We start from the raw sequence: 13,825 nt of genomic DNA on the forward strand, positions 1-13,825 counted from the left end.
AGGAAGTTTTATAAAAACGAAAAAAACCAGAATGAAGATTGCGCTGTTTATTCCTTGCTATGTTGACCAGTTTTATCCGAATGTTGCAATTGCCACACTTCAACTTTTAGAGAAACTAGGCTGCGACGTTTCTTATCCCTTAACCCAGACTTGTTGTGGTCAGCCAATGGCCAATGCAGGTTTTGCATCAATGACTGCGGGATGCGATAAGAATTTTATCGCGAACTTCTCCGGCTTCGATTATATTGTTGGCCCTTCGGGAAGTTGCGTATTACATTTGAAAGAGCATTTACATGATGATAAACGTCCTGAACAAGCTGCTGCAATTCGAAAGAATATTTATGAATTGACGGAGTTTTTAACTGATGTGTTACAGGTAAAAAATATTAATGCATCTTTTCCTCATAAAGTTGGTTTGCACATAAGTTGTCACGGACAAAGAATGTTACATTTAGCTTCAATGAGCGAAAAAGTAGAACCGGAATTTTCGAAAGCCGAACAATTGCTAAGCCAGGTAAAAGGTCTACAATTATTAAAAACAAAGCGGTTAGATGAATGCTGCGGATTTGGCGGTACTTTTTGTGTAACTGAAGAAGCTGTATCTGTTAGAATGGGACAAGACAGGGTAAAGGAACATGTATACAACAATGTAGAATATATAACAGGAGGTGACATGAGTTGTCTCATGCATTTGGAAGGAATATTAAAAAGAAAAAAGAGCAACATAAAAGTATTGCACTTTGCAGAAATATTAAATGCACAATGAATAAAACAATAGAAGACCATAGCAAGGCTGCGTCTGTTTTTTTACAGGATGAACAGCGGGCAACATGGCATGATGAAACTCTGTGGTTTGTACGTGCAAAAAGAGATAAAGCAGCGCACCAGTTACCAGAGTGGGAAGCATTGCGAGATCTCGCATCGCAAATAAAAGACCATACGCTCTCCCGCCTGGATGAATACCTGGTACAGTTTGAAACAAAAGCGAATGAAAATGGTGTAACTGTACATTGGGCCAATGATGCAGATGAACATAACAGGATTATTCATGGCATTTTAAAGAAGCATAACGCAAAAAACGTGGTTAAGAGCAAATCTATGCTTACCGAAGAATGCCAGCTGAATCATTATTTACGCGACCACGATATCTCAGTGGTGGATACTGATTTAGGTGAATATATCGTTCAACTGAGAGAAGAGCAACCGAGCCATATTGTATTACCCGCAATTCACTTAAAAAAAGAAGACGTTAGTAATACCTTTCACAAACATCTTAATACAGAAAAGGGAAATAAAGATGAAGTATATTTAACACGGTCTGCAAGAAAAGTGTTACGACAAAAATTTATAACTGCGGATGCTGCTATAACAGGAGTAAACTTTGCGGTGGCTGAGACTGGTGGATTTGTTGTATGCACCAACGAAGGCAATGCCGACCTCGGCGCTCATGCCAATAAAATACACATTGCATGTATGGGATTTGAAAAGATCATTCCCAAAGCAGAGCATCTTGGCGTATTTTTAAGATTATTGACACGAAGCGCAACAGGTCAACCAATTACTACTTACTCAAGTCATTTTCACCGTCCAAAAGAAGGACAGGAAATGCATATCGTTATTGTTAACAACGGCCGCGCAAATCAATTAGGCAGGAAGGATTTTAAAAATTCTTTAAAGTGCATCCGTTGTGCTGCATGCTTCAATACATGTCCTGTATACAGAAGAAGCGGCGGCCATAGTTATCACAATTCCGTTGCAGGGCCAATTGGTTCTATCCTGGCTCCTAATCTTGACATGCGAAAGAATGCTGACTTGCCTTTTGCTTCTACCCTTTGCGGCTCATGCACTAATGTTTGCCCTGTAAAAATAAATATACATGAACAACTTTGGAACTGGCGGCAAATACTTATGAAAGAAGGTTATGGCGGCACAGCGAAAAAAGCGTCGATGAAGGTAATGGCTACTGTTCTTGCAAGTCCCACAATTTATTCTTTAAGTGGAAAGATTGGTCGTGGCATGATGCGTATTATGCCATGGTCAGTGAACAACAAGCTCAACCCTTGGTACAAACACCGGGAATTGCCTGAACCACCCAAACAAAGTTTTACAGAATGGTATAAAAAAAAACGGAAGCATGAGTAGCAGAGAACAGATATTGGCATCTATTAAGCAGAATAGACCTACGTTAACGCCATTACCTGATTTACAATCTTTTGATGTTGATATAGACTTAAAATCAAAATTTGTAGAAACGCTTACAGGCATTGGCGGAATGTGTACTATAGTAAATGATTTTGAAACCGTAAAAGATTACTTACTTGAACAGCAGGCAAAAGGGTTAAGTGTTATACAAGGTGTCACTGAATTAGAAGGTTATAATTTAAATACTTATAGTCATTCCCATGCTTCAAATTTAGAAACGATTGATACTGTTTTAATAAACGGGCATATTGCCGTTGCCGAAAACGGCGCGATCTGGGTAAGGGAAAAAGACATTTTAAATCGATTAATACCTTTTATTTGTCAAAACCTTATAATTGTTATTGCTCAAAAAGACATAGTCGCTAACATGCACAAGGCATATGAAAAGATAACAATAGATGAAGATGGATACGGAGTATTTATTGCCGGTCCGTCGAAGACTGCCGATATCGAGCAATCATTAGTAATTGGTGCGCATGGGCCTTTAAGCCTTAAGGTGTTTATCGTGCAACAAAGCTGATAATTTATCTAAAAGTAACAGGCTTCAAATTAACCTGAAGTATAAATAAGGTAAATAAAAATGGATTTACAATTACGCAATAAGATAATAATAGTAACAGGTGGTGCAAAGGGAATTGGTGAAGGCATTGTTAGGGTACTGGCCGCTGAAGGAGCAATACCAGTAATTATTGGCAGATCTGAAACTGATAATTTACGATTGGTTGAAGAATTGAAAGCCGAAGGCAAAGAAGCTTTCCAGGTGCCGTGTGAGTTAAATATTCCGGCAGAAAGTGAAAAGGCTGTAAAAATGGTGACAGAAAAATATGGCCGCATTGACGGAGTGGTAAATAACGCGGGCCACAACGACGGCGTTGGTTTGGAAAATGGCAGTTATGAAAAGTTTATTGAAAGTTTGCATAAAAACGTAGTTCATTACTACCTGATGGTTCATTATGCTTTACCTGAATTGATAAAATCTAAGGGTTCTATTGTAAATATTAGCTCTAAAACTGCAGAAACCGGCCAGGGAAATACTTCAGGATATGCCGCTGCCAATGGAGGACGTAATGCATTAACCCGTGAATGGGCTGTTGAGTTATTGAAATATGAAATAAGAGTAAATGCAATAGTTGTTGCAGAGTCATGGACACCACAATATTCGAACTGGATAAAAACTTTACCCAATCCTGAAGAAAAATTAAAAGAAATTACCTCAAGAATTCCATTAGGAAATAGGATGACCACCATCGAAGAAATCGGTAATACTACAGCATTTTTACTTTCCGAAAAATCGAGTCATACAACCGGGCAATTGATACATGTTGATGGAGGGTACGTACATTTAGACAGAGCTTTGGCAAATGCATGATCACTCCGCTTCATCACCGCTTGTTATTGGTAAAGTCATAATTGGCTTTTCACAAATAACCGGAATATTATCTTGCAATTTTCCGAGCAATAAAATGTCTATCCACGTATGCGGATGGGGAACAGTAACTATAAGATCACTCTGAACTTTTTGTACAAGGCCATTAATTTCTTCAACAATATTGTTATCGCTTTCAAGCGTTATAATTGTGGGCACTACATTTAACGTAACATCCAACCAGTTTAAAAAATTTTTCTCATATTTTTCGTTTGTTTCCTCAGCCTTCTCTATAAGTCCAATTTTCAGTGTAGCTTTAAATTGTTCACAAACCTGTTTTAAAAAATCGATATTAAAATCAGTAAGAAAGTCATATTTGTCAATTACAAGCAAAATACTTTTGAAGGGAGAAAATGTTGCGGTAACAGGAACAGAAATAACAGGTGTACGTGCATGTGTAAGCAGGTATTTTGCAACACTTCCAAAAAACCACCTTTTCATGCCACCCATTCCTTTATTTCCAATAATTACCAGGTCAACCGAGTGACGTAACACAAAGTCCTGTATTTCTATATAATGACCTCCCGCCGTAGTAAATACTTCAAATTCGTAATTATAATTCTGTTTATATTGGCTGATTAACTGCTGCAATTTATCCTTATGCTGCTGCCTGTAGGAATCGTAATTTTCATACGGTGCGACTTCTTCATGTTCTGTTAATAATGGCATGTCAAATACATGAAGGAGGAATATACTCGCATTGTATTGTTCATTAAAACGTAAAGCATATTTAAAGGCATTAATAGAAACTTCAGAGTAATCGATCGGTACGAGTATTTTTTTCATTTGAGGGAATTAACCTGTGAGTTACAATAAGAACCTTAACTATTGTTTTTTGGACAGTGCGCTTTCTTCATCAACAGGATAAGCAGTATCTAATTTACCAGGCAAAATAATTAAAGGAATATTGGCTTCAAATATCATTTCTTTAGTATTGCTTTTAGTAAACAGTCTTTCTAAAAACGGATGATCTTGCTTAACCATAACAATCATATCTACATTGTGCTCTTTTACAAATTTGTTCATAGCATGCGCGACATTGTTATCCACCTCAAATTCGTAAACAGGTTTAAGGTCTTTGAAATGGCTTTCAATCAATGATGGACGCATAAGTATTTCCATTACCTCATCCATTTCTTTTTTAATTACCCGCACCACGAACATTCTACTGCCAAACTTTTGACCAAACTCATGTAAAGGATCTAAAAGCCTCATCATTGTTTCATCCTCGCGATCACTTGCAAGAGCAATATTTTTAATCTCAGTAAACTTAGCACCGTCAGGAATCAAAATTAAAGGACAACTTGTATGGCGACTTAATTCAGTATCTGTGCTTCCAAAAAATTTACGGCCGGTAACGCCACTTTGCTTTATACCTGCAATTATCCATTTCGCATTTACCTTTTTCGCTGCCGATAAAATAGCATTTGTCGTCCAACCTTGTTCTGCAAGTGTTTCAACCTTAACCCCTTCTGGAATTGTAAGGGAATTCAGTTCATGTTGTAAGCGAGACTCACTTGCCGCTCGTACCTCTTCATCGGGTATAACCACTACTGTATCGTTAGGAGAAATGATAGACTGGTAAGCATTAAATAAAACTACATCAGCACCTAAATGTGCAGCTAACTTAACTCCATACGCAGCGGCATTGTGGCTGACAGACAAAAAATCAGTGGCAATTAATAAGGTTTCCATAACGAGTATTTAATGATTGAAACTACGGGGGATATCTGTCGGTTTCTACTGATAATCAATCTCCTAATATTCTTAAAAGCAAAATAATTCTTGTGCAATTTGTTTATAAACCAGCTAACAGACCTAAAAACTATATTCCTCCTGGTCCACAACTTCCAAACGATTGTCAACTTCAATAATACCGGGAGCAGACCAGGCTGCGTTTTCAGCATCATTTCTTTCTGCATAAGAACGTACCTTTCCTTTCAACAATACTTTGTTACCTATTACTTCAACAGATATATGTTGAGCATCTACTGTTGCAACTCGTCGAAAAGCATCCTGTATTTTTTCCTTTATATCTGTTTGAGCTACTCGTGGTTTTACAGTTATAAGATTGATTACACTTTTTACACCGGCAAGGTTTGAGACCAGGTCTTTGACTGATGCTCGCTGGTAAGCCCAATCAACTTCTCCATCTAATGTAACTATTCCATTTTCCACTTTAATTACAATTTTCTCTTCAGGTATCGAGGTATGCCACTTCAAACTATTTAACACAGCTTCAGCGATCTCGGCATCTGTTCTGAAGTTTCCCGGTGAAATACCAACCTGTATATCCAAAGCAACTGCTCTTACACCAGCTACTTTGTGCACAGCCTTTTCAGCTTCAACTTTTTCAAGATAAGAGTCCACCTCACCTGAAAGTGTTACGACACCATTTTTTACTGAAACACCAATATTAGCAGCATGTAAGAAAGGGTTCCATTTCAATTCATTAAGAACGTCTTCCTGGACTACACTATCATTTTTCATATAAAAATTTTTAAAGTCAAAAAAAGAAAGAAGCTTGTAAAATACCTCTGATCACAAATCTATTTCTCTCTGATGCGAATCCACTTATCAGAAAAACCAAATGGAATTATGATAATTGTGTAGTTATATAGCTGGTGGGTTATGTTGAATAAAAAGCCGGTACATTGTATCTAAAACGAAAACGACAATTTTTCTTGCATAACGAAAACCAAAAGCTACTATAAGCATAACTATTAACCATTCTGCATATTGACCATAGTTTGAAATATCTATGGAGGGAGAAGCTAAAATCATACAATCGTTTTTAAATTCATTTAAAGTTAAGAGCAGTATTAAGTCTAATGAATGAGGCGTGTCACATAAGACAATGATTTGTATCATTTGAATTTATTGCGATAGCTTTTATTTTTATGATTATAGCATTACAATGGCATGTCCCCAAACAAGAAACATAATTCACATTATACCACACATAATAAGATACAACTAATAAAAGGAGGCTCGCAGTATTTCAATTTTTTAAAAGAGTTGATTGAAAAGGCAAAGCACTCAATCTATATAAGAATTTATATTTTGGATGATGATACGACCGGACGAGGCATTGCCGATGAATTAATTAAAGCAGCAGAAAGAAAAGTTGCTGTCTTTTTGATTGCTGATGGTTACGCTTCTCAAAGTTTGTCGAAAGAATTCATAAAAAATTTAAAAGATAAAGGTGTACACTTTAAATACTTTGAACCCTTATTTAAAAGCACTCATTTTTATTTTGGGCGAAGAATGCATGAAAAGGTGGTTGTTGTAGATGGAAGATATGCATTGGTTGGTGGAATTAATTTTGCTGACCGATACAATGATATCGATGGTGTTTCTGCCTGGCTCGACTATGCTTTATATGTAGAAGGTGAAGCAGCGTTCATACTCTATAAGTATTGCGTTTCTGATTGGAATACTCGTAAAGATGTTCAATTGCCTGCAGTACCTTATTATTCAGAAGAAAAAGATTGTTCAGTAAGAATTAGACGAAATGATTGGGTTAAAGGAACCTATGAGGTCTGGAGAACGTATTTTGATTGGTTTAACCAAGCAGAAGAAACCATTACCATTATGTGTAGTTACTTTTTACCTGGAAGGGTTTTAAGAAATCGGTTAAGCCTGGCTGCCAAAAGAGGAGTTAGAATAAAAGTAATACTTGCAGGAATTTCAGATGTAATGCTTGCTAAACATGCAGAACGTTACCTGTATACTTGGATGCATAAAAATAATATTGAGATCTACGAATATCAAAAATCTGTTTTACATGCTAAAATGATGGTGGTCGACAATCATTTTGTAACTATAGGCTCATTCAACGTAAACGATTTAAGCGCCTATGCGAGCCTTGAATTAAATCTTGATGTGAGAAACAAACCATTTGCTTCATCCGTTACAAAAATAATGGAGACAATTATCGAAAGGGATTGCACCCGGATTACAAAGAAGATTTTTATTACAAACACAACCTTTATTAAACGTATAGTGCAAAGAGGCTCTTACGAAATTGTTCGGTTTATTTTAAATTTATCTACATAATATTTATTAAAAAAACTGGTATTTGTTTTTCAAACGTTCTGCTTTCGGCAACAGCCTAACGACGTAAGTTGTTGTCGGTTTAATTAAAAAATTGCCTCCATCTTTTCAAGCATCATTTTAATGTTTTTAAAAAATATATTCACAATATAGAAATAGGATTAAGTTAGTCCCTCGCCGTTTAACAAAACTTTGCTGCGCTATCAGCGCTTATTACATTCCTTTGTAAAAACAACAAAAACACAACATGAAAAAATTTCTTCTTCCTGCATTGATAGTTTTGTTTTCATTCACAACGATCGCCGATAACTGGAGAACGATTACACTAATGGATAAAGTAACTATTAGTCTTCCCGGAACGGCGACCGAAGATAAAAGCAATGGAATTTCTATGCAAAAAGTAGTGTTAGCAGACAGTACTGAAATAAATGCTTTTGCTTTGGACTATTCAACCTTTGGCTTAACTGAGCAGATGCTGCAGCAACTAGCGGGCACCGATGCGTTTAAGCAACAAATGGAAACTGGAATTTCTATGCAACCGGGAGTAAAGCTTGTAAAAAACGAAGGAGGAAAGTACAAAGACAAATATGCCTCTTACGACATGACCCTCGATGTAGACAAAGATGGGTATAAAGGCACCGTACACCAACGAACAGTATTTTATAAACAATTTGGTATTACCATGATTTATAAGCAAGGCAAAAAAGGTGAAGATGCAGCTTTAAGAGATAAATTGTTTAATTCTCTACAGATCGCGGAATAAGTTGAAAATAATATTTACAGCAAAAGCCGGATACTGTATGTGTTCGGCTTTTTGTTTTTTATTCAGCTATGTCTCTGATGATTAAAAGTGATAATTTGCTTTGTACTTTAATAATTTTATTTAGAGAATTCAAAACCCATAAATTGCGATGCCGGATTTCGATCTGACCCGGTTTTTTATCTTAAAAATCTTGGTTCTAACAATGTTATTAAAATGAAGAAAATTATATTCATTACAACTTTTACCTGCATTTTCATTTCGGCAATTGCACAGCAAAGGATGACGCCAGAGCTGCTGCTCTCTCTTGGGCGTGTCAGTGGCGTTGGTATTACCAAAGACAGTACGGGTGTTGTATTTACAGTAAGCACACCAAATGTTGATGAAAATAAGAGCAAAAAGAAAACGTACCTGATTTCTTTAGAAGGTGGTACAGCAAAAGAAATTGCTGACAGTAACGATTATGTAAAAGATGAACATATATCTCCAGATGGGAAATACATTCTTACAGCTGAAGATGTAAAATTGAGAAAAGTATTTGGAAAAGATTTTTATCCCGACCTGGCAAAGTCGACCGCGCAGATATATGACCAGCTTGGTTACCGGCATTGGGACGAATGGGAAGATGGAGCATTTAGTCATGTATTTTATCATCGTGTCGATAAAAGCGGTGAACGCAAAGATATTATGGCAGGACAGCCCTATGACTGTCCGCAAAAACCGTTTGGAGGAAAAGAAGATTTTATATGGTCGGCGAATGGAAATATTATTTACGTGACTAAGCCAAAGACAGGCACTCAATATGCATTAAGTACCAATACTGATATCTTTTCTTACAACCTTACTACAGGCGTTACTACTAATCTTACAGCAGGGTTGGAAGGGTATGACCTGGCTCCGGCGTATTCTTCACAAGGGCAGCTTGCGTGGTTTAGTATGAAACGTGAAGGCTATGAAGCTGACAAGCAGGATATAATGGTAAATACCGGCAGCAGTAAGATAAACCTGACACAATACTGGGATGGAACCGTCGAAGGTTTTAAGTGGAGTCTCGACGGGCGCAATATTTACTTCTACGCACCAGTTGATGGCACACTACAATTGTTTGTGGTTGATTACCCGGGACTGACTATGAAGGTGCCTGAAGTAAAACAGATAACTCACGGCGATTTTGATATAACCGAACTTGTGGGACAGGTAGGCAATACCATGGTAGTTACCAGGACCGATATGAATCATGCTGCTGAACTGTACACCGTTGACCTTACTAATGGCAACATGAAACAGCTATCGCATGTAAATGATGATACCTATGGCAAGATCTCACTGGGAAAGTTCCAACGAAGATATGTAACGACTACAGATGGCAAAAAAATGCTTGTCTGGATGATTTTTCCTCCCGGCTTCGATTCGGCTAAAAAATACCCGGCTCTATTATATTGCCAGGGCGGTCCACAATCACCTCTTACACAATTCTATTCGTTTCGCTGGAATATGCAGCTCATGGCAGCTAATGGATATATCATAGTGGCCCCTAACCGTCGTGGTATGTATGGCCACGGACAAGAATGGAATGAAGCCATTAGCAAAGACTGGGGCGGACAAGTGATAAAAGATTATCTTTCTGCAATAGACGATGCAAGCAAAGAAGCATATATCGATAAAAACCGCAGAGGTTGCGTTGGCGCAAGCTATGGAGGTTATTCTGTCTATTATCTCGCTGGCGTCCATAACAATCGTTTTAAGACCTTCATTGCTCATGATGGAGTATTTGACTTAAAAAGCATGAGTGGCACTACCGAAGAATTGTGGTTCACTAACTGGGAAATGGGAGGTTACTACTGGCAGAAAAATAACAAAACAGCTCAAAAAAGTTTCACTCAGTTCAACCCCAGTAACTATGTTGATAAGTGGAACACGCCAATTCTTATTGTACAAGGCGGAAAAGATTTTCGCGTACCAATAGAGCAAGGCTTACAAGCGTTCCAGGCAGCTCAGTTAAGAGGTATAAAAAGCAAGCTACTTTATCTTCCCGATGAAAACCATTGGGTTTTGAAGCCCCAAAACGCCTTGGTATGGCAGAGGGAATTTTACAAGTGGTTAAAGGAAACTTTATAGAACTGAAATCATCTACTGTTTTACAGCATCAGGGAGTCGTCGTAAAAAATATAATTTGAAGCCAAACATTTCTTCAGGCGAAATATGATATACTTCAAACCCATGTTTTTTATAGAAATTTAAATTTTGTTCGTTAGAAGTTTCAAGGTAAATGGGTATTTTTTCATTGTTGCTTCTGTTAATTATCTCTTGCAACATTCCCGAACCTACTCCCTGGCCCTGTTCTGTTTTTTTCAATCCTATAAACCATAAATAAATAAACTCTTCGTCCTTAGGATGAAATTGATTAATGTATTGCTCTCTCCGCAACGCCTTTTTAATACCCTCAATGCCAGTTACTTTCCATACAAATTGTACTGTGAGTAAGGCCTCTTCCAAAATCGGCAATTTATCAGCAGAATTGCTGCAAATAATGACACCTGTTAAATCATCAGTAATATAAATTTCGCCAGCGTCAATACATGCTTCAAAAGAATAATCCATCAAATCCCTTATTCTTTCCTTTCTTTTGGAATCCTGTTTTACAACATAGTTAACACTTTTATTGTTTTCAAAACATTCTGATAAAATCTCTATAACTTTTTCCTTGTGTATTTTATCTGCTTTGATCATACAATCTTAACCTCTTTGAATTATATATAAAGTTACTTCTTTTTAATCCTTGTTATCTTAATCAAATTGCTGAAGCCGAAACGTAACTGTAAAAAATATGGCCTAATCTTTTATTAAAAAATAAATGACACTTTAGCAAAATGCAGCTATAATTATTTCTTTTATTATTTTGGCAGCCTGCAGGAAACTCCAAATTCAATAAAATTGTCAGGAGCATTTTTTGAAATTCCCTTACCCCAAAAATATCTAATTGTGAAGATTAGGCATTACCTGGTAAAGTAGGCCGGCATCAACAGCTTACATAAGTTTTTACAATGACAGAAACGTGAGGATAATACACGGAAACAAACGGGACTGAAGAGTTAAGTTCAAGAACTGGGCTCGAGGATATTTATTGAAATAAATGCATGCTATCCCAATGTCTTTGATTATTGTTTTAAATTAACTGTTTTACCTGTTCTTGCGGATTCTCTTGCAGCATCTAAAATCTCTACAACCGTTACATTATTTTCTAAAGAATAAAGACCGTTACTAGGTACAGGGATCTTTTTATGAACAACGTCAGCAAAGTAAGAAAATGGGTCTTCGTACACAGGCACTTCTTTTGCCGAAACCCGAATATTTAGTTCTGGATTATTCTCTGAATTTCGCATGCGCATATTGGTGTTGTTAGCGGTAATTACATAACCTGTTTCACCATATACTTCCATATCTTTTCTGCCGAATGGCCAGTTCCAGGAGGCTTGTATTATACACTGTGCGGCAGGGTACGTGACAATTATAGTTGCTTCATCATCAACTTTAGGATAAATGGCGGGTTTAAAATGCTGCGTAACTGCTGTTACAGAAACAGGCTTCTCCCCTTTCATCAGGTAAGTCATCAGGTTAGCACCGTAGCAACCAAAATCAATAAGAGCTCCTCCTCCATTTTGTACAGGATCTGTAAGCCATTTAAAGAACTCTTTATTTACACCAATTTCTTTCGGTCCCTGGTGGCCGTCATGTATCACAACTTTTCTCATTTTTCCAACATAATTGCTGTCATTAACCAGTTGGTAAGTTTTTTCTGTGGTGGGATACCATGATGTTTCAAAATCAGTCAATAGAAAAATATTGTATTTCTTTGCGAGTTGCTGCATTCGGTTAGCATCAGTAATATTTGTGGCAAGAGGTTTTTCCACCATTACATGTATACCGCGTGGAGCGCAAGCTTCCACCGCTGCCATATGCTCGTATATTGAGCCAAATGCTACTATCGCCTCAGGTTTTACAACATCCAGCATTTTTTCAAGGTTGGTATAAAACAGATCTTTGCCCAGGTTATACTGGCTGGCATAGCGATGACATAATGCAGTATCCGTTTCATAGATTCCTACAAGTGAAACATCCGTTTTGTCTTTTCTTCCCAATATCCATGGTACATGACCATGGGTTATTCCTACTACCGCTAAACGAAGAGGTTTGTCATTTTTCGCCTGGGCGATTAGTGGAGAACAATTTAGTATAACTGATAAAAAGCAACCAACAAGCAATACTGTTTTTTTATAAGCTCTTACATTCATTTTAATCATTTTTGTTGCTTTTTTTAGTTTTGATATCAATATTATTTAAGGAGAAGTTTTAGCTATTGAGAATGGTCTGATTTGTAATGCTCCAATAAAAGGTCTCCGCCGAAATCATGTTTTAAATCTCTTAGAACGCTATGGACATGATTTGCATTATTCTGCGAATTATCATACTCAATAATAATCGTTGGCCCCTGAATACGATAATAATAAGGTTTACCGGCACCGGGTTTTGTATAGCCGGCCCAGGCAAAACGAAGGTTGTTCAATCCCGCCTGTTGTATCTCCTTCAACATTTGGTCGGCGAATAATTTTGTGTACCTGTGCACATAAACATTAACCAGCTGTAAAAATTGTTCTTGTTGTTGTGGCGACATCTCAGAATATAGAATACCGGCGGGATGGGTAATCATCGCTTTCCTGCTTACAAATGTGATAATTTCACCGGGAGCAGTAGTATCAATGATTGCTTTACTTAATTGTTCTTTAGTTAGTGCATGAAGCAATGCAAAACCGTTTGCTGTTTCTTCCTTTAAAACTTCCATGCCTTTACGCGGTCCACTGGGCACAACCGCAGGATTAGCGCCTAAAAATCCAGGGGTCCCTGCAACTAGTTTTTTATCTTTTGCTGAAAAATGGAAAGATACATGGTGTCCTTCAAGTCGCCAGCCCCATGTTGTGTTATCTGTGGGCAATCCAAAAATTATTAAGTAATAATTTCCCGGATCGCGGTAATGATCATCTGCTTTTCTGTTCTCGATGACTTTCAAAACATCTTCCAACCCCATGATCTGATTAACCTTTTTCGCCGCATTTTCACTCAGGCAGGTTTTAATCAGGTTATTAGCAGCCTGCTTTTGTGAAGCGCTAAGATCATTAAATGGAACACCTTTTCTGCCTTCTATCGGAAAAAAATGGAAGGCATATCTTTCATCAGTATCAAAGGGATAAAGCGTGCGGGCTTTTTGCGCAGAGTCCAGGGTGTTTATAAATTCTTTAGCCGCAGAGACTATTTGTTGTGACCGGCAATTGTAGGCAAAAAGGAGACAATAAGCTGCAAGACAAAGGCACTGTTTCATATAGCAA

The 13,825-nt window shown here is 37.4% G+C and carries 14 protein-coding genes; 7 read left to right on the forward strand and 7 right to left on the reverse strand.

Translation table 11 applies throughout. The features are described from left to right. Positions 1-31: 31 nt before the first annotated feature. The 4 genes from B154_RS0117125 to B154_RS0117140 are packed head-to-tail and all read left to right on the forward strand — an operon-like array spanning position 32 to position 3,571. Positions 32-766, forward strand: a complete 735-nt coding sequence (locus tag B154_RS0117125; protein ID WP_018615489.1) for a (Fe-S)-binding protein — start codon at positions 32-34, stop codon at positions 764-766. Continuing rightward, a complete protein-coding gene (locus tag B154_RS0117130; RefSeq protein WP_018615490.1) occupies positions 763-2,142 on the forward strand; it encodes a lactate utilization protein B in 1,380 nt (459 codons plus the stop codon). The genes B154_RS0117125 and B154_RS0117130 overlap by 4 nt, the downstream gene beginning before the upstream one ends. After that, positions 2,135-2,722, forward strand: coding sequence for a LutC/YkgG family protein (locus tag B154_RS0117135; protein ID WP_018615491.1), 588 nt, complete (start codon positions 2,135-2,137; stop codon positions 2,720-2,722). The genes B154_RS0117130 and B154_RS0117135 overlap by 8 nt, the downstream gene beginning before the upstream one ends. A gap of 60 nt (positions 2,723-2,782) precedes the next feature. After that, positions 2,783-3,571, forward strand: coding sequence for an L-fucose dehydrogenase (locus tag B154_RS0117140; protein ID WP_018615492.1), 789 nt, complete (start codon positions 2,783-2,785; stop codon positions 3,569-3,571). Here the strand turns inward: B154_RS0117140 and B154_RS0117145 are convergent, their stop codons facing one another. The 4 genes from B154_RS0117145 to B154_RS32510 all read right to left on the reverse strand — a co-directional run bounded on the left by B154_RS0117145 (position 3,572) and on the right by B154_RS32510 (position 6,412). Then, entirely contained in the window at positions 3,572-4,414 is an 843-nt protein-coding gene (locus B154_RS0117145) for a universal stress protein (RefSeq protein ID WP_018615493.1), read from the reverse strand. Positions 4,415-4,453: 39 nt separating this feature from the next. Next, positions 4,454-5,323 carry a universal stress protein gene (locus tag B154_RS0117150; RefSeq protein ID WP_018615494.1) on the reverse strand — a complete coding sequence of 290 codons (870 nt, stop codon included), beginning with the start codon at positions 5,321-5,323 and terminating at the stop codon, positions 4,454-4,456. Between the two features lie 123 nt (positions 5,324-5,446). After that, on the reverse strand, positions 5,447-6,118 hold the full coding sequence (locus tag B154_RS0117155) for a BON domain-containing protein (RefSeq protein ID WP_018615495.1): 672 nt from the start codon (positions 6,116-6,118) through the stop codon (positions 5,447-5,449). 123 nt (positions 6,119-6,241) lie between these two features. Further along, on the reverse strand, positions 6,242-6,412 hold the full coding sequence (locus B154_RS32510) for a hypothetical protein (RefSeq protein ID WP_018615496.1): 171 nt from the start codon (positions 6,410-6,412) through the stop codon (positions 6,242-6,244). Between the two features lie 138 nt (positions 6,413-6,550). Between B154_RS32510 and B154_RS0117165 the strand changes: the two genes are divergently transcribed. The 3 genes from B154_RS0117165 (at position 6,551) to B154_RS0117175 (ending at position 10,562) form a co-directional block, all read left to right on the forward strand. Beyond that, a complete protein-coding gene (locus B154_RS0117165; protein ID WP_018615497.1) occupies positions 6,551-7,687 on the forward strand; it encodes a phospholipase D-like domain-containing protein in 1,137 nt (378 codons plus the stop codon). 244 nt (positions 7,688-7,931) lie between these two features. Further along, a complete protein-coding gene (locus B154_RS0117170; protein WP_018615498.1) occupies positions 7,932-8,447 on the forward strand; it encodes a hypothetical protein in 516 nt (171 codons plus the stop codon). 213 nt (positions 8,448-8,660) lie between these two features. Next, positions 8,661-10,562: a S9 family peptidase gene (locus B154_RS0117175; RefSeq protein ID WP_018615499.1), complete on the forward strand. Its 1,902-nt coding sequence runs from the start codon at positions 8,661-8,663 to the stop codon at positions 10,560-10,562. Positions 10,563-10,574: 12 nt separating this feature from the next. On the opposite strand, the gene B154_RS0117180 is transcribed toward B154_RS0117175, so the two are convergent. The 3 genes from B154_RS0117180 to B154_RS28920 all read right to left on the reverse strand — a co-directional run bounded on the left by B154_RS0117180 (position 10,575) and on the right by B154_RS28920 (position 13,818). Then, positions 10,575-11,174 (reverse strand): GNAT family N-acetyltransferase, encoded by a 600-nt coding sequence (locus tag B154_RS0117180; RefSeq protein WP_018615500.1) that lies wholly within the window; start codon positions 11,172-11,174, stop codon positions 10,575-10,577. Between the two features lie 428 nt (positions 11,175-11,602). After that, the gene (locus B154_RS0117185) at positions 11,603-12,745 is read right to left on the reverse strand and encodes a Gfo/Idh/MocA family protein (RefSeq protein ID WP_018615502.1); all 1,143 of its coding nucleotides are present in this window, start codon (positions 12,743-12,745) and stop codon (positions 11,603-11,605) included. Positions 12,746-12,798: 53 nt separating this feature from the next. Further along, positions 12,799-13,818: a DUF3500 domain-containing protein gene (locus B154_RS28920; protein WP_018615503.1), complete on the reverse strand. Its 1,020-nt coding sequence runs from the start codon at positions 13,816-13,818 to the stop codon at positions 12,799-12,801. Positions 13,819-13,825: the final 7 nt, after the last annotated feature.

Origin of the sequence: Segetibacter koreensis DSM 18137 (genome assembly GCF_000374045.1) — a bacterium.
GTDB classification, from domain to species: Bacteria; Bacteroidota; Bacteroidia; order Chitinophagales; family Chitinophagaceae; genus Segetibacter; species Segetibacter koreensis.